This window comes from Hymenobacter seoulensis, assembly GCF_054780535.1.
This window is the reverse complement of the sequence record NZ_BAAGWD010000001.1, coordinates 874,136-889,547: the sequence shown is the minus strand read 5'-3', so window position 1 is coordinate 889,547 and position 15,412 is coordinate 874,136. Positions and strand designations below refer to the sequence as shown.

Below are 15,412 nucleotides of genomic sequence, written 5' to 3'. Positions count from 1 at the left end.
ACTCGCGAGGAGTAGCGGCCGGTTTGGTTTGAGGCCGGTGGCGGGCTAGTGACCGGCCAGCACCACCCGGCTGGTGTGCGTGGCGCCGGATTGCCGCACGCGCAACAGGTAAAAACCCGCGGGGAACCCAGTGGTACGGAGCTGCGCCGCGCCGGCCTCACTTTGGCCCTGCCACACCTGTTGTCCTTGCGCATTCAGCAGCTCCAGCTGGGCCGTGGCGTTGGGGTCTGGGAGTTGCACGGTAAGTTGCTCATGGGCAGGGTTGGGGTACGCCACCACCCTAGCGGCTTGGGTCCGGGTTATCGTTTGAATCTGGGAGTACGCAACCCGCCCATCGAGGTCATGCATGGCGAGGCGGTAGTACGATTGACCCGGCAGGGGCGTGAGGTCCTGGGTTTGGTAGGTGCTGCCATCCCGACGGTTGCTGGCGGCTACGCTGGCGGCGGGCTCCCAGGTATGGCCGTCGGCGCTCCGTTCCACTTCAAAGTATGCTGCGGCCTGCTCCGTAGCCGTGGCCCAAGTCAGGCGCACGGTTTCGCCGGTGGCGGTGGCCGCAAAACGGGTTAGGGTTACGGGCAGGGGTAGGGCATCGGCAAAGCTCACAGCATCGCCGCGGTTGCACCCCAGGGCCGCCCCAAACGACTTGTTTACATAATTACCGGTGGTAGCATCAATCTTATGAATTTCGCCGGTGGCGGCGCGCACCACATATACCTGGTTGAAAACATCCGAGAACATGGAGCCGATGTTTTTGTCGGCGCTGCCGTTCGAGACGGCCGGCAGTGGAATTGTGGGCGTGGTAGTGACCCCAACCGGTGCCGATGCCGGGTTGCTGATGGTCAGGTACTGGCCGCTCTGCCCCAGGTAGCTGACCAGCTTGCCGCTTGCTTTTTCATATACCCAATCCTGAATACCGCCATCGGGCACAGTGCCGGTAAAGCCATTGCGGATATATGCCTGCGTACGGACCCGAAAATCCTCGACAATTGCGGCTGTGGCAGGGTCAGAGGTATCGAGGCGGTTCCAGGTGGGAGGAGCGATGCTAGACAGATTTAAGGAGCCTACATACAGGCGCACATCCGTTACACGGGCCGTATTGAAGAGTGGAAACCCGAAAATGCTCTGCGCCAGCACCCGAAACGTAACCCCGCCAACATAATACCGGGAGCTCGGGTCGCTGTCGGCCACAAAGGTCAGGGTCTGGCGCAGATCTAGGGACGTTTCGCCCGAGGCCCGGGGGGTAAGTTCGCTTTCGGGAGGAGTATCGGGCGAGGTGAGCGGCGTTTCGAAGGTAGCCTGCGCCGTGCTCAGGTTGATGCGGTACAGGTCGGGCGGAGTGTTGCTAAGGATAGAGGTAACGGTAGGCGTTACCACCCGAATGCCATACAACACGCTCCGGTCGGCTGCATTATAGCCCAGGCCGTTGATTACCAGCTCTGTGCCAGCTGCCGTCCGGATGGTGCCCACGCGGGTCATGCTTCCATCCGTATTGATTTTCTGCAAAGACGATGCAGTTGCAGTGCTTCCCGGGCAGGGTGAGGTTACGGCAAAGCTGTTCGTTTCTTTCGGAAACTGCGCCCACAGCGCCCGGCTACCCAGTAAGAGAACAAAAAGTAAGGTCTTTTTCATAGCGGCAGGTAAAGGCGGAACGGCAAATTGACTTAAGCGTGTTTCATTACGGATAAATCCTAAAACAATATACAAAACTTGAGCAGTAAACCCTGCTTACTTCTAAATAGATAGAAGAATATGGATGTTAGCTTTGTTTTTTATAATTGCTTAATGGTCTGGTAATTATTTCCTTAAGTCTGATAAAGCAGGTAGCAGCGAAATCCGCCACTACAAGGCTTGGCGGGTGCATCGAGGCTACTTGGTGCAAGAAGATAAACGGTCGGCTTGGGCTTGGGCCCTAGGGTGCCAACGGTCCCAAACCGGCGGCTACTTTCCAGCTTCTGCGCATATTTGAGGGCACTTCTTTTTCATTTGCCTGCGCATGGCCTACTCGCTACTAATCCAAAATTGCGGACAGCTCCTGACCTTAGCCGGAACGGCACTACGCCGGCCATTGGCGGGCCCGGCTCAGCGCAGCTGGGCCATCATTTCCAACGGCTACATTGCGTGCCAGCAAGACCGCATTGTGGCCCTAGGAACTATGCAAGAGCTGGATGCCACCCAGATTTCGGCCACCACTACCGTGTTGGATGCCGGGGGCAGGGTAGTGATGCCAGGCCTAGTGGAGTGCCATACGCACCTGGTGTTTGGCGGCAACCGGGCCCACGAGTTTCAACGCAAGCTTCAGGGTGAGTCATACCTCGATATTCTGGCTAGCGGCGGTGGTATTCTGAGCACGGTGCGCGCCACCCGCGCCGCCTCCGATGCGGAGCTGCTTGAGAATGCGCTGCACCACCTGACCGGCTTCCGGCGCTACGGCATCACTACCTTGGAAGCGAAAAGTGGCTACGGCCTCGACCGGGAAACGGAACTGCGGTTGCTGCACATAAGCCAGGAAGCGGGCCGCCGCCAGCCGGTGCGGGTAGTGCCTACCTTCCTGGGTGCCCACGTGCCCGGTCCTGAGTACAAAGGCCGCCCCGCCGACTACCTCACAATGCTGGCCGAAGAGGTGCTGCCGGCCCTCGACCCAGCGGCCGTGCCCTTCGTGGATATCTTCTGCGAGGAAGGTGCGTTTTCAGTGGCCGAGGCGCGGCAGTACCTGATGCGGGCTCGGGAGCTGGGCTTTAGGCTGAAAATTCATGCCGAGCAGCTCCACGGCCTAGGCGGCTGCGAAATGGCCGCCGAGCTGGGTGCCATCAGCATCGACCACGCCGACTACCTCACGCCGGAAGCCGCCGCCCGCATTGCTCACGTTACCGAAGGCCAAACGGTGGGCGTGCTACTGCCCTTAGTGCCGCTTTTTCTGCGGCAGGAGCGCTATGCTCCAGGCCGCGCTTTTGTTGATGCTGGATTGCCCGTTGCCATCAGCACCGACTTTAACCCTGGTTCCTGCCCTAGTAAAAACCTGTGGCTGGCCTTATCCATGGCGTGCCTGAAAATGGGCCTGACGCCGATGGAAGCCGTTGCGGGCGTAACGCTCAATGCTGCCTGGGCCATCGGGCAGCAGCAGGAATGCGGTAGCCTAGAAGTAGGAAAGCGCGCGGATATCCTGATGCTGCAGGTGCCCACTCTGGAAGAAATCCCGTACTGGCTCGGCGAAAATCCTGTGCAAGAAGTAATCATAGGAGGCCAGCTGCAAGCGAAGTAGTTAGGTTCGGGTCGGCGCGCTATTCCTTTGCGTTACTACGCACAAACGCCCGGCTACTGCAGTAGTAGCCGGGCGTTCGGGTTAGGGCGGTTTGAGGTTATAGGGTAGCTAGTACCGTTTGCAGATCCGCTTTGGTGATTTCGCTGAGGGCGGGGGAGAAGCGGAAGCCGGCGGCAATGGTGCCATCTTGGCGGCCGTAGTACAACTTCCCGTTCAGGGTCTGGATGACGATTATGCTGATGGCAGTGCCACCCGGTGCCCGTTTGGCTTCGAAGGTGCCGGGAGCCGTGAAGTCGCAGATGCGAAGCGTACCATTCATGTTTTTAAATACCGCAAACACCATAGTGTTCTTCACCGGATCCACGCCGGTGCCGGGCACATCTACCAGAATAGGCTGCGGATCAGCAATATCATAGAACCGGTCGCAGTTAAACCAGCCGTAGCCAGCGTCGTAGAGCGAGCTGCTTACGTTCACCACATAGCCCGTGCTGGTAGGCTGCAGGCTGGAAGCGGGGTCAAAATTAATCTGCCAGTTGAAGCACGAAGGGGAGCTAGGGCCCGTGGGCGGCGCCACAAAAAGCCGCATGCTGTCTAGGCTAGCAACGTTGGGCGGGTTTTGGGTGCGGAGCTGAATCACGGCGCCGGGTACCAACCGGATACTATCAAGGCGCTGGTTTTGGGCCGGCCGCAGAAATACCTCACCCGCCGACTCCAACAGACGGCCATTAGACACGGTAGGCATATTGCTCAGCACCATATCGGCTTTGCCGAAAATCTCCCGCAGCTCCATCTTAAAAGGCGTGGTAATGGGCACACCATTAGCCCTTATAAATGCGTTGGCCGGAATGGTTACTACCGTGCCTTTTGCGCCCGCGAATTGGTTTTGGAGAGTTGGGTCGTAGCTGAACGTCTGGACCGGGGCGCCCAGCTGGGTTTGCAGCTCGGCTATAGAATACACCGGCGCATCGGGGGGCGTAGGAGTGGGCGTGCTGCCATCCTCACAGATAACCAAATCGGAGCCCTGCTGGCACCCAGGCAACAGCGGCAAGGCGAGCAGGCTGGCAATGAAAAAGGAACGTTTCAGAAAAAACATAGGGGTAGCGCTAAGAATAGAAAGGATTAGTGTTTGCGTGGGTCAAGGTCCCAGGAGTAGCCGGCCTGAAAGCCCAGACTCCAAGGGCGGCGCGGCGCCTTACCTGAGGCTTGCGTGGTCAGGGAGTTGAGGAAAATCTGGCCTTGCGGGCGCAGCGTAATCCACTGGCCCGGCGCAAACTGGTAGTTCGCAAAAGCCCCCACATTCAGCAGCACATTGGTGGCTTGGAACGGAATGTTGGTGCCGCTGCTGGGCTGCCACTGGCGCTGTGAGCAGTTGCAGGCATTGCCTTCGGTGGTGCGGGCACTGGTCAGAAAGGCCACGGTGGCCCCGCCCAACACCCCAGTGCGCCAGCGGTGGTTGCCTTGCAGCGTGTACTGTAGCTGCAGGGGCACCGTCAGGAAGCGGTACACGTCGCGGAACTCTACTTGGAGCGTTTTATCCAAGGAGTCCTTTTTCAGCCGATAGTTCAGGTTGCTGGCATACTCGGCGTAGCCTAGGCCTGCCGAAACGGTAAGCTGCTTGGTGAGAGCATAGGCGCCGCTGACTTGCCCGGAAAAGCCCACGCCGGGCCGCTCCAGCTGTTGGAGTTGGGTAGGCGTACCGCCCAGGGCCCGATACGTGAGGCCCGAGCCAATAAGGGCCTGAGCGCTCCAGCCACGCAACCGCAACTCGCGTTTGGTGGGCCGGGTGCGGGAGCGGCGCTTGGCGCGCACTTCGGGCTCTTCGGTTTCCAGCACCGGGGGCTTCACGACAAGCAGCGCCAACGGGGCGTTACTAAACCGAGTGCGGCCTGCTTTCTTATTGCCACCTGAAATAGATGGGTTCTGAGCATCCGAGAGGCTAGTAGCTTCACTTGTGCCTATACCCGTAGCCGTCTTCGCTCCGGAGGCTGCGCTGTGCCGGACCGTGCCCAGCCGGCGGGAAACATAGCGGGAGGCTGTTGTGCTGGCTGAACTAGTGGCGGCAGTTTCTGAGAGGCCCGCCACGCTACGCTGCCCGAGGCGGCGGGAGGTGCGCGTTGGGGCTATGGCGGCAGCTCCGAGCAGCAGTGTATTTTTGTTTCTCCGCGTTCGACTGGCGGTTGCGGAACCTGAAGCAGCTAGTGCGTTGGAAGCGTCACTGGTTTCCGTCAAGTCCCTTTCCGGCTGGCGCGTCGGGCTGATGGCGACCCCACCGGGTAGGGTTGGGCGCGATGCAGCGGTGGGAGACGTGACGGAAATAGCATTACCTGCCTTAGGAAGTGGGTTTGCCTTCGCGGCAGGGGTAGTGTTTTCAGCAGATGTCGCCGAGCCAGCCTCCGCCAGTGCGTCAGGGTTTGAGGCCAAAGAGGGGCTAGTAAAGCGGGAGCCGGAGCGTGCGGCATCGGCCGCTGATAGCCGGGCTGCTGTGGTTTCCGCAGAGCCAGCTGCCAGGCTACCAGGGGTAGCTTGCTGCCGCCACGGACGGGTGCCAATGGTCAGACAGGTGAGGGCCGTGCCAATCAGCAAGAACAGCAAAAGTGGCCGCCAGCGGCGTTTGGGCTCAGCGGGCACCTGCTCCCGAATGCCAGCCCACACCGACTCGGGCGGCGCGCTGCCGTAGCCTTCCAGTTTGCGCTGCAGGTCGTGGTAGAATTGTTCCGATTCGCGTTCAGTCATTGTAGTGAGGAGTGTGAGCCTGAAGTAGGAGCCGCTCTTCCAGCAGCCGACGGGCCCGGGAAAGCTGCGACTTGCTGGTGCTTTCCGAGATGCCTAGTAATTCGCCAATCTCGGCGTGTGAGTACCCTTCAATGGCGTAGAGGTTGAGCACAGTGCGGTAGCCCGGAGGCAGTTTGTTCATCAGCCCCACTACATCATCGGCGGAAAGCTGATCGAAGGGCGTACCATCAGGATGGTGCAGGTCTGTGGCTTCTTCGCAGTCTACTTGCGGGCCTCGCTGCTGGTGTTGGTGCCACAGATTGAGCGAGGTAGTGACGGCAATGCGCCGCGCCCACGCCTCGAAAGGTCCCTGCCCCCGAAACTGATCGAGGCGGGTGAAGATCTTGACGAAGGTGAGCTGCAGGGCATCCTCCGCTTCGGCCTGCGAGGGGCAGTAGCGCAGGCAAACGCCCATCAGCTGGTAACTAAGTCGTTCGTAGAGCGCCCGTTGCGCCGCCGGGCGTCCTCGTCGGCAACCATCCAGAAGGTCAGTAAGTGAATCGGGCATAAGTAGCCGCAGATAAGGGTATAGGATGTCGTACGCTAGCGTTCTGCACCCATGACCGGAGCCAGGTTGAGCAGGTTGCGTGGGGTAGTAACTATTTTTATATTCCGATACTAAGATGAGGTAATGGTGCTGATAAGGCCGCAAATGGCCACCTACATTTGCGCCGAAGTTGTAGCTTCGCCACACCACCCAGCCCCGGTGGTTTTCCACCGCCTTCTTCCTCGTTATGCTGCTACCCCTTTATCAGGTTGACGCCTTTACTAGCCGGCCATTTGCCGGCAACCCTGCCGCCGTATGCCCGCTCACGGAGTGGCTCCCCGCCGAAACCATGCAGGCCATTGCCGCCGAAAATAACCTGGCCGAAACGGCATTTTTCGTGCCTCGTGGCGGCCATGAGTTTGATATCCGGTGGTTTACGCCGGCCGTTGAGGTAGAGCTGTGTGGCCATGCCACGCTGGCCTCCGCGCACGTGCTGTACCGCCACCTGAATTTTAAGGAGCCGGAAATCGTATTTCATTCCCAGAGTGGCCCGCTGCGCGTAAGTCAGGGCTCCGAAGGCCTCCTGACGCTTGATTTTCCGGCGCGCCCGCCTAAGCCCATCAGCATTCATCCCGATGGCTTGCTAGATGGCCTGCGTGCCACTCCACTCAGCATTCTGGCCGGCCCCGACCTGGTGTGCTTGTTTGCCACGGAAGCCGAAGTGCGTGCCCTGCACCCCGACATGGGCCACCTAAGCAAAGTAGAGTACCGCGCCGTAATTGCCACCGCCCCAGGCACCAATGGCGTCGACTTTGTTTCGCGGTTTTTCGGACCTAGGGTAGGAGTCCCGGAGGATCCGGTAACCGGCTCGGCGCACACCACGCTGGTACCCTATTGGGCCGAGCGCCTAGGCAAAAACACCCTGCATGCCCGCCAGGTGTCGGCCCGCGGCGGCGACCTGTGGTGCGAGCTGCGCGGCGACCGGGTATTGATGAGTGGCCACGCCGTCACGTACCTGAAAGGCGAAATTGAGCTAGGATAACGTGACGCGTGTTCCTCTGCAGAGGGTGCTGCGCTACAGCATAGCGGCAGTGTGGCTAGCTAATGGGCTCCTGTGCAAATTGCTGCACCTTGTGCCGCGGCACGAGGCCATTGTGGCCCGCATTCTGGGTCCAACGTATGCTGCCCCGCTTACCCATTTCATTGGCCTGGCAGAAATTGGAGTAGCGCTATGGGTACTAAGCAGGCGCTGGGTACGGCTCAATGCCGGGCTGCAGATTGCAGTGGTGGCTACCATGAACATCATGGAGTTTTTCCTGGCTCCTGAATTATTGCTTTGGCATCAGTTTAATAGTGTATTTGCGGGGTTGTTTATGCTAGTGGTGTACTACTACGGGTTCGTGCTGACGCCAGCTGGTGGCCAGACTGTGTAATGGCGGCCCGGCTTGCTTCACATCCGTTTGCCGTGGAGGCAGTTTTGGCCCGCACCACGGTGCTCACCTTTGCTGCGCCCGTTGCCAGCCTGCAACCACTCATTCCGGAAAGCCTAACCCTCGACACTCTGGATAGTACCTGGGGGTTTGTGGCCGTGGCGCTCGTCCAGACGAATTCACTTCGTCCTCAGGGCCTACCCACCTGGATGGGCCGTAATTTCTTTCTAATTGGTTACCGCGTATTTGTTCGTTACACCACCCAGCGGGGCAAGCGGCTCAGGGGGCTGTATATCCTGAAATCGGAAACCGATAAGCCGCAAATGCAATGGCTTGGTAACCTGTTCACCAGCTACCATTACGTTACTGTGGACATTCAGCAAACATCAACTGAGAAGGACTGGGCAATCAATTCCCAAAAAGCAAAGCTGGCTATTGAGGTGAGCAGCGTGATGCCGGAGCCACTGTTGCCCGCCGGCTCACCCTTCAGTAGCTGGCAACAGGCGCGCCGTTTTGCCGGTCCGCTGCCGTTTACTTTTTCCTATGATGCCGCAAGCCAGTACGTAACTATTGTGGAAGGCACCCGCGAAGATTGGCACCCTCGGCCGTTGCAGGTGCAGCAAGCGCAGGTAGGATTTCTGGATGAGTTGAACCTAGCAGGCCTGCAGCTTGCCAGTGCTTTTGCTACGGAGAATGTGCCCTATTGCTGGAAGAAAGGCCGCGCCGAACGATGGATCAGGTAAGAAAGCCATTCCAGGGTGTCTGGAATATTGTGCGGTTTAACTGGCATTTTTATGTGGCCGCCGCCTGCGCCATGCTAGGACTTTGGGCGTTGGCAAGGGCTAGCGAGGCCCCACTGGCAAACGGGGCGCAGGCACTCGCGCTGCTGATTGGGGGCACCACGGTGGTTTCGCTATTTGTTTCCTGGTATGTGTATGATGTGTCGGGGTTGTACTCGCTGGAGTGGCTAGGAAACCAACCGCTATCCGGAAGCAAGCGAGTAGTAAACATTCATGCCGGATTTGATGAGACTAGTGCGTTACTCAGTCGCCACTTTCCGGGTGCTGAGCTGGCCGTCTTCGACTTTTACAATCCAGTGCAACACACCGAGGTATCTATCCGGCGGGCACGGGCCGCTTACCCTGCGTTCCTAGGTACACAATCTGTGCAAACCCACCACCTGCCGCTGCCAGATAACAGCGCCGACTGGGTGTTCATCAGCCTGGCGGCGCATGAGGTGCGGCAGCCAGCAGAGCGAGTTGCGTTTTTCCAGGAAGTGCGCCGCATAGTGCAGCCTTACGGCCGCGTAGTGGTAGTGGAGCACCTGCGCGACGCGGCTAATTTCATGGCGTACACCATTGGCTTTTTTCACTTTTATTCCCGCCGCAGCTGGCTGAAAGTATTCAATGCAGCTGACCTGCATCTTGCTCAGGAAAAAAAGATAACACCTTTTGTTTCAGCCTTTATTCTTCGCCGTGGAAGCGCAGCTTGAGTTCATAGGCGCTCTGTTGATACTGCTGGCGCTGCTGCACATTGGCTTTCCGCGCTATTTCAACTGGGCCACGGAGCTGACACCGCTACGCCTGATAAACCGGCAGATGGTGTACGTGCACACCCTTTTTGTTGCGCTGGTGGTGTTGCTAATGGGCATACTGTGCCTGACGTCCGCTCCTGAGTTGGTTGGCACCGGCCTCGGCCGAAAAGTATCCTTAGGGCTGGGTGTATTCTGGCTGCTGCGGCTGTTGGTGCAGTTCTTCGGCTACTCAGCTGAGCTGTGGCGCGGTAAGCGCTTTGAAACGTCCGTGCACATCGTTTTTTCAGTGCTCTGGAGTTATTTGAGCTACGTTTTTCTGACTGTGTACTGGCACTAACACTCAGCCATGCCATAAGCTCCATGACGTGGCGGCGCTATAGCCTGCGCCTGGTTGAAGATGCAATGCCTTCGGGTGCCCTAGCCCTCACCGCAGGGCAAAGCCCAGCTTAACTCCGGCCGGAAAGTACAGCCCTCCATGACCGTAGTCGGAGGAGCCGGCCTGGTAACGACTCCTGACACGGGCGCCCTCAGCACGGCTTTGGCTTTCCCGCCACCCTAGCCCCACATACAGATCCAGAAAGAACCTGCCAGGGGCCAGCGGTGCCTGGTACCCAAGTTGGGCACTGGCGCCGTAACGACTGATGGTTTCGGTATGGCGGCCCTGCCGATACTCGTAACGGGGTAGGCCCGTGGGATCGATAATTTTCACCCATTCTTGTCCTTGGCGCGAGACGGAAAAATGCTGAAAATGCGGTCCGTAGCTAGCATACAGGCCCGCGGGGTAACTGGCTTTCGATTCGCCGAGGTACCAACGGTGCATGGCTTGCAGCCCGCCCCCGCGTACTTTCTCGTCTGATTCGAGCAGGGTAGCGGTTGAGCGGGCCGCGTCGGGGCGGCCAGTGGGGCCAGCGTAGAGTTGTGGCGTCAGGCTGAAGCTGTGGCGCGGGTGCTTGCGCCATAGCTGCTCCAACTCCAGCCAGTAGCCACCAACCACCACGTATTGCGGCGTTGCTTTCACAAGCAGGGTGCGGCTCGGCGTCTGGGCCTGCGCTGATGCGCTCAGGCCTAGTGTCAGCAACGGTAGCCACCCCAAACCATACAGGCCAAGGGAAGCACTCATTGGGCCGCCGGCGTGATGGGCAAAAAGCTCAGCTGCTCCAGCTGGGTGCCGGTATAGCTGTACTGATACAACCCATTGGCGCCAATGGCCAGCAGCGTACCGCCGTTCGGAATCACATCAACCACCTTCACCGGAAACGCCTGGATTTGGGTTAGCTGAGGAGCCTGGCTGGTGTCGAACACCTTCAGGCCGTCGTTGTCGCAGACGAAGAGCTGGGTGCCATCAACGCCTAGGCCCTGCGGCCCCGTCATGGCGTACGTTTGGGCCAGGCGCGGCTGGCTTAGGGTGGTCAGGTCAATAACCTGGAGCTGGTTGGGCTCGCCGCCGCACGTACGGCCGCTCCGCAGCGTCACGTACGCATATCGGTCATCCACTACCACGGGGTCGCAGCTCATCACGTGCTGGTAGTAAGCTACCTGCTGGGGGGCTTGTGGCACGGCCACATCAAAGATGTACATGCCGCGTTGCGTGCCCAGGAAGAGGTAGTGGTCTTTGGGGAAGATGGTTTCAATGCCGAACTGCAGGGGCAGTTGCGGACCCGGAACGGGGGTAGTAGCGTTGGTCAGGTCAAATAACTTTAAGCTCTGCTCATCCACGGTATACAGCGTCTGATCCAGGATGGCAAACCGTGCCAGCGAGCCACCTTTGCCTACCAAGCCCGGCGCTGGGGCCGACGCTCCTCCACTCGTTGACCAAAAAACGACTCCTCCGTTGTTCCAAGTTCGGTTATAGGTATAGGCGATTTTGGTTTTGTTCCAGCCGACCACCACCGTGTTGGCCGGGCGATGGTCGGGGGCACATTCCTGGGGCATACCGGCCATTTCGGGCATAGGCAACTCGCGCAAGGCATTGCGCACCCGGCTTTTTACCTGCACGGCGGCGGGGTTGCTGATATCGATGGTTACCAGGTCAGGGCCGTTGTCGGCGTAGAGCAGGTCGCCTTTTACGGCTATATCAACGTTGCCTGGAATGCGCAGGAAGCTGATAGGGCGCGGGTGTTTCGGGTCCTGATTATCGATGATGTGCAGGCCTTCGTAGCGCTCATTAATAAAGAGGTAGCGCCCCTGCAGGTAAATCTTGCCCGTCGTGCGCATGGGGCGAGCGGGTAGGGCTTCCACCGATTTTTCCAGCACGGCCCGCTCCATGAGCTGCGGGCAATAGCCATCGTAGTAGCCCACCAAAGGCTGCGGGTTATCGTCATCGGTGGGGGCTGCGCAGGAAATCATTCCTAGCAGCAAAATCCAGCTAAACAGATACGTAGCAATTCGGGTCATAACACACAACCATACTAGGTGGGAGGAAACACTAAAGCGAGCTAGCCCAGGGAAATTCTCTGGCCTGTTCACTTCAGAGCCCATCACCCGACAAAAAGTTGCATGCCAATTGTTCTATATAGCAACTATATAGAAGCTGCGGTGGCAGCTGCCTGTCGCGCCGTTTACTGAATGTGTGCCGCTACCCGCGTACCTGCTCGCGCTGGTAGTCATTGCGCTCGATCACCTGCTCAATAAACATCGCCTTGCCCGGCACGTTCAGCAGCGCCTCATACATGGTGGCAGGCACGCCGGTATAGCGTACCAACCCGCCATGGCGGTACTCAATTTCCAGCGTGAAGGTAGCGGCATCATAGCCGACAGCCTTGACAGAAGAGGATCGAATGGGACGGCGTAGCATAGAAATGTATAATCGAGTTTACTATCCTAGCTACGAGAAGAAATATGCGCATGTTGATGGGTAATAAGTGGGCTAGGAAACGAAAGAGTTCCTGCCCTTTTCTATGAAGGGCGTTCTTAGGTAATTATCAATCCGTATGAAAACGATTGCCCTCCTTGGATTTTGTCTATTCGCCTCAGGGCGAGATTATCTGATTACGAATTTGTACAACCCCTTTAGTAAGGATTGCGGTTAACTACTCATGCCTGCTTTTCTGCCTGTTTTGCCTAATGCTATTGCCGTTATACTTCTGCTTGGCTGCCGAAGATCGAAATTGTGAAAAGTAAACTTCCAACAAGAGCACACAGCACTTGTACGAGTAGGGCGCGTTGAAAAACCTGTTTTGGTTCAGACCACTGCTGCTCACGACGCAAAGCAGTAAGGATGATACTAATGGTAGCCATACTTACTGCGATAAGTCCGCCTAGCAACGAAAAACCAAGAAAACGCTTTAAAAAGAGGATAAACAAGCCCTGCTCCACAATCAGATGGTGAGCGGTGTGCTCTGACCCAAGAAAGAATACGCTGGCCCAAAACAAGGTAAAGGCTCCACTCGCCACATATAGAACAAGGTATAGAAGGCGCACAGCGAAGAGTAAATGGCTCGTGTCAAACATCTATCCTACAGATCTAATTGGCTAAAACACATAGTCACTTGTTAGGAAGACGTAATTTCTTGCTAGTATCTTATGCAGCGGGTTTCTTCTTAGCAGGCATCCTATTTCACCAGCTGTGCCAGTGCCTTTGGTAGTTCCTCCCCGCGCAGGTTCAGGGCAATGATTTTACCTGTCGGGTCGACCAGAAAATTTTGCGGAATAAACGTAATCGAATAGGTAGTGGCTGCCTGGCCCCGCCAGCCTTTCAGATCCGAAATCTGCGTCCAGGGCAGCTGATCCTGCTGAATGGCTTTCACCCATTTAGCACGGTCCCGGGCCTCGTCGAGCGACACGCTCAGCACGTCGAAGTTCTTGTCCTTGTAGGCGTGGTAAGCTTTCGTCAGGTTTGGGTTTTCCTGGCGGCACGGACCGCACCAGCTGGCCCAGAAGTCGACGAGCACGTACTTGCCGCGGTAGTCCGTGAGCGATACGGACCGTCCCTCCGGCGTGGTTTGGGTGAAGTTGGGGGCTAGTTGGCCTACCTGCAGGGTTGTACTAGCTTTCGGCTCAGGCTTGGTTTCCAGTATGTTTTGCTGGATGGCCGTCCGGAGTTCTTCGGCGCGCGTGCCGTTGAACACCACAGGCGACAGGGTCGGGAGCAAGGCCCGCACCAGTGTGGCGTTATTAGGGTCCTTGCTCATGGTGTTCAGTACATACAGGCTGATGGGCGACGTAGGGTGTGCGCGGACGAAAACAGAATCCAAGTGGCTTTCTTCCCGCAACAAAGCTGCGCGCCGTGCCTGCAGGCCCTGCCGGAACGCTAGTGACTGCTGCTGCTTGGGAGTAGCAGCCTGCAACTCCTTTTTCAGAACGTTCAGTTGCCGGCGAATAGGTTCTTTTGCCATCCATATCTCCCGCCAGGCGTCGGTAAGCGGCGTACCACCCACCTGCGCGTTCTTAAGCGAATCGGGGCTGGTGAAGACGAGCGTGCCTTGTTCAAGGTAAAATACGGCCTTATAATCCGACATGTCCCCACCATACCGTTTCATAGAGAGGAATCCCTTCGTGGGTGCATACACGGTACCCTTCAGCTCGAAGCGCCCGCGTTCTTGACCCGCGCCGAATCTACGGCGCTCAAGTAGCGTAAATAGACGTAGATCGGCTCACTGTGGTATGTATCCGAACCCAGGCGGCCCTTCAGAACGAAGGGGATAGGTACTTGCGCAGCGGCCAAGCCCGGTATTAACAGCATCAGCAGCAATAGGTAGATCTTCATAGGGTAATATATTGTAGTAGTGTTAGCGTTTGTACATCGGGAGAAGATGGCGAAACGAGGTGGGCTCACCAAACGAAGAGTACACTTTACTGCCTTCCTGCCTGCTTACCCCAGCGCTGCGGCTGTGCAGCGACTCGGCTTGGCGCAGGCTACGGGGCCACCAGGCGCTGGGCTTCCTACTCCAGCGGCGGGTTGAGTGCCTTAAGTAAATTATAAGAGAACTCTACTTCCTGGAGCTGAGCCTGGCGGCCTTTCGCCCCGTATTACAGCCTCAGATTAGGAACGATACGCCGACGTGTTATCGGATGTGGCTGTTGCAAAACACTGTCTGTAGTCTGAAAACAGGTTATTCGAGCCTCAGTCGCGGCTCCCTAGGTGCCTGTTTACCTCTGCTTATCGTCAATGCAACCTAATAAATTCACTGGCGGGAGTTTTGAAATAACCACAGGTATTACGTTGACTAGCTACTTCAAATACCTGTAGCTAGTCAGCGAGAATACAGATTTGCCTTACGCAGCCGGCTTTTTCTTGGCGGCGGTAGCTTTTTTGCCAGCTACGGGCGCGGCCAGCTTGCTGGGGTTATCGGCCAGAAACTTGCCCCAACTTTTGCTGCCGGCCTTTACGTTATTACCTTTCTGATAATGGTGGCAGAGGGCCACGGCCAGTGCATCGGTAGCGTCGAGGAACTTTGGGGCTTCCTCAATGGGGGGGAGTTGTAGCGTCTGGCGCAGCATGTGGGCCACCTGCTCTTTGGTTGCGTTGCCGGAGCCCGTTACCGATTGCTTTACTTTGGTGGGCGCGTACTCCACGTACGGAATCTGGCGGGAGAGGCAGGCGGCAATGGCTACCCCCTGGGCGCGGCCCAACTTCAGCATACTCTGCACGTTCACCCCGAAGAACGGCGCTTCAATGGCCAGCTCATCGGGCAGAAATTCGTCAATCAGCTCCAGCATCCGCTCGAAAATGCGCTTCAGCTTCAGGGCGTGGTTGGTGCCCAGCTTCTTCATGTCGATGACGTCGTACTGCAGCACCGTTACCCGCTGTCCCTGCACCTCAATCACGGCGTAGCCCATAATCTGGGTGCCCGGGTCGACGCCCATGATGATTTTGGGAAGCAGATCGGTAGAGGTTAGAGGCAAAATCATGGCTAGTACTGGCGAAGAGAATAAGGTAGGTAGAGTTCCGTTGATTTTCGTCGGTAACTTGCCAAGGCAAATCAACACGC

General features: G+C 57.7%; 16 protein-coding genes. 6 read left to right on the top strand and 10 right to left on the bottom strand.

The window, feature by feature from the left end; all coding sequences use genetic code 11:
• Positions 1–45 precede the first annotated feature (45 nt).
• Positions 46–1,629: a T9SS type A sorting domain-containing protein gene (locus tag ACYVHC_RS03830; protein WP_460612343.1), complete on the bottom strand. Its 1,584-nt coding sequence runs from the start codon at positions 1,627–1,629 to the stop codon at positions 46–48.
• A 364-nt stretch (positions 1,630–1,993) separates the two neighbouring features.
• On the opposite strand from ACYVHC_RS03830, the gene hutI reads away from it, so the two are divergent.
• Positions 1,994–3,259, top strand: a complete 1,266-nt coding sequence (hutI, locus tag ACYVHC_RS03825; RefSeq protein WP_460612342.1) for an imidazolonepropionase — start codon at positions 1,994–1,996, stop codon at positions 3,257–3,259.
• A gap of 97 nt (positions 3,260–3,356) precedes the next feature.
• Here the strand turns inward: hutI and ACYVHC_RS03820 are convergent, their stop codons facing one another.
• The 3 genes from ACYVHC_RS03820 to ACYVHC_RS03810 are packed head-to-tail and all read right to left on the bottom strand — an operon-like array spanning position 3,357 to position 6,539.
• The gene (locus tag ACYVHC_RS03820) at positions 3,357–4,352 is read right to left on the bottom strand and encodes a hypothetical protein (RefSeq protein ID WP_460612341.1); all 996 of its coding nucleotides are present in this window, start codon (positions 4,350–4,352) and stop codon (positions 3,357–3,359) included.
• Between the two features lie 26 nt (positions 4,353–4,378).
• Positions 4,379–5,992: a porin family protein gene (locus ACYVHC_RS03815; RefSeq protein WP_460612340.1), complete on the bottom strand. Its 1,614-nt coding sequence runs from the start codon at positions 5,990–5,992 to the stop codon at positions 4,379–4,381.
• The gene (locus tag ACYVHC_RS03810; RefSeq protein ID WP_460612339.1) at positions 5,985–6,539 is read right to left on the bottom strand and encodes an RNA polymerase sigma factor; all 555 of its coding nucleotides are present in this window, start codon (positions 6,537–6,539) and stop codon (positions 5,985–5,987) included. Before ACYVHC_RS03810 ends, ACYVHC_RS03815 begins: the two co-directional genes overlap by 8 nt.
• Positions 6,540–6,765: 226 nt before the next feature.
• Between ACYVHC_RS03810 and ACYVHC_RS03805 the strand changes: the two genes are divergently transcribed.
• The 5 genes from ACYVHC_RS03805 to ACYVHC_RS03785 are packed head-to-tail and all read left to right on the top strand — an operon-like array spanning position 6,766 to position 9,819.
• Entirely contained in the window at positions 6,766–7,560 is a 795-nt protein-coding gene (locus ACYVHC_RS03805; RefSeq protein WP_460612338.1) for a PhzF family phenazine biosynthesis protein, read from the top strand.
• 1 nt (position 7,561) lies between these two features.
• Entirely contained in the window at positions 7,562–7,951 is a 390-nt protein-coding gene (locus ACYVHC_RS03800) for a DoxX-like family protein (protein WP_460612337.1), read from the top strand.
• 32 nt (positions 7,952–7,983) lie between these two features.
• On the top strand, positions 7,984–8,691 hold the full coding sequence (locus ACYVHC_RS03795; RefSeq protein ID WP_460612336.1) for a DUF2071 domain-containing protein: 708 nt from the start codon (positions 7,984–7,986) through the stop codon (positions 8,689–8,691).
• Positions 8,679–9,440: a class I SAM-dependent methyltransferase gene (locus ACYVHC_RS03790; RefSeq protein WP_460612335.1), complete on the top strand. Its 762-nt coding sequence runs from the start codon at positions 8,679–8,681 to the stop codon at positions 9,438–9,440. Before ACYVHC_RS03795 ends, ACYVHC_RS03790 begins: the two co-directional genes overlap by 13 nt.
• Complete coding sequence (locus tag ACYVHC_RS03785; protein WP_460612334.1) at positions 9,424–9,819, top strand: hypothetical protein; 396 nt, start codon at positions 9,424–9,426, stop codon at positions 9,817–9,819. Before ACYVHC_RS03790 ends, ACYVHC_RS03785 begins: the two co-directional genes overlap by 17 nt.
• Positions 9,820–9,906: 87 nt before the next feature.
• On the opposite strand, the gene ACYVHC_RS03780 is transcribed toward ACYVHC_RS03785, so the two are convergent.
• From ACYVHC_RS03780 to ruvC, 6 genes are all read right to left on the bottom strand, one after another.
• The gene (locus ACYVHC_RS03780) at positions 9,907–10,602 is read right to left on the bottom strand and encodes a hypothetical protein (protein WP_460612333.1); all 696 of its coding nucleotides are present in this window, start codon (positions 10,600–10,602) and stop codon (positions 9,907–9,909) included.
• Entirely contained in the window at positions 10,599–11,876 is a 1,278-nt protein-coding gene (locus tag ACYVHC_RS03775; protein ID WP_460612332.1) for an LVIVD repeat-containing protein, read from the bottom strand. The genes ACYVHC_RS03780 and ACYVHC_RS03775 overlap by 4 nt, the downstream gene beginning before the upstream one ends.
• A 181-nt stretch (positions 11,877–12,057) precedes the next feature.
• Entirely contained in the window at positions 12,058–12,276 is a 219-nt protein-coding gene (locus tag ACYVHC_RS03770) for a KTSC domain-containing protein (protein WP_460612331.1), read from the bottom strand.
• A 281-nt stretch (positions 12,277–12,557) separates the two neighbouring features.
• Positions 12,558–12,902: a hypothetical protein gene (locus ACYVHC_RS03765; protein WP_460612330.1), complete on the bottom strand. Its 345-nt coding sequence runs from the start codon at positions 12,900–12,902 to the stop codon at positions 12,558–12,560.
• Between the two features lie 131 nt (positions 12,903–13,033).
• Complete coding sequence (locus tag ACYVHC_RS03760) at positions 13,034–13,960, bottom strand: peroxiredoxin family protein (protein WP_460612329.1); 927 nt, start codon at positions 13,958–13,960, stop codon at positions 13,034–13,036.
• Positions 13,961–14,696: 736 nt separating this feature from the next.
• Positions 14,697–15,332: a crossover junction endodeoxyribonuclease RuvC gene (gene ruvC, locus ACYVHC_RS03755; RefSeq protein WP_460612328.1), complete on the bottom strand. Its 636-nt coding sequence runs from the start codon at positions 15,330–15,332 to the stop codon at positions 14,697–14,699.
• Positions 15,333–15,412: the final 80 nt, after the last annotated feature.

Excerpts from the sequence above, each read along its gene's own strand:
- ACYVHC_RS03830 (WP_460612343.1), bottom strand. The coding sequence starts at position 1,629 with ATGAAAAAGACCTTACTTTTTGTTCTCTTACTGGGTAGCCGGGCGCTG.
- hutI (WP_460612342.1), top strand. The coding sequence starts at position 1,994 with ATGGCCTACTCGCTACTAATCCAAAATTGCGGACAGCTCCTGACCTTA.
- ACYVHC_RS03820 (WP_460612341.1), bottom strand. The coding sequence starts at position 4,352 with ATGTTTTTTCTGAAACGTTCCTTTTTCATTGCCAGCCTGCTCGCCTTG.
- ACYVHC_RS03815 (WP_460612340.1), bottom strand. The coding sequence starts at position 5,992 with ATGACTGAACGCGAATCGGAACAATTCTACCACGACCTGCAGCGCAAA.
- ACYVHC_RS03810 (WP_460612339.1), bottom strand. The coding sequence starts at position 6,539 with ATGCCCGATTCACTTACTGACCTTCTGGATGGTTGCCGACGAGGACGC.
- ACYVHC_RS03805 (WP_460612338.1), top strand. The coding sequence starts at position 6,766 with ATGCTGCTACCCCTTTATCAGGTTGACGCCTTTACTAGCCGGCCATTT.
- ACYVHC_RS03790 (WP_460612335.1), top strand. The coding sequence starts at position 8,679 with ATGGATCAGGTAAGAAAGCCATTCCAGGGTGTCTGGAATATTGTGCGG.
- ACYVHC_RS03780 (WP_460612333.1), bottom strand. The coding sequence starts at position 10,602 with ATGAGTGCTTCCCTTGGCCTGTATGGTTTGGGGTGGCTACCGTTGCTG.
- ACYVHC_RS03775 (WP_460612332.1), bottom strand. The coding sequence starts at position 11,876 with ATGACCCGAATTGCTACGTATCTGTTTAGCTGGATTTTGCTGCTAGGA.
- ACYVHC_RS03770 (WP_460612331.1), bottom strand. The coding sequence starts at position 12,276 with ATGCTACGCCGTCCCATTCGATCCTCTTCTGTCAAGGCTGTCGGCTAT.
- ACYVHC_RS03760 (WP_460612329.1), bottom strand. The coding sequence starts at position 13,960 with ATGAAACGGTATGGTGGGGACATGTCGGATTATAAGGCCGTATTTTAC.
- ruvC (WP_460612328.1), bottom strand. The coding sequence starts at position 15,332 with ATGATTTTGCCTCTAACCTCTACCGATCTGCTTCCCAAAATCATCATG.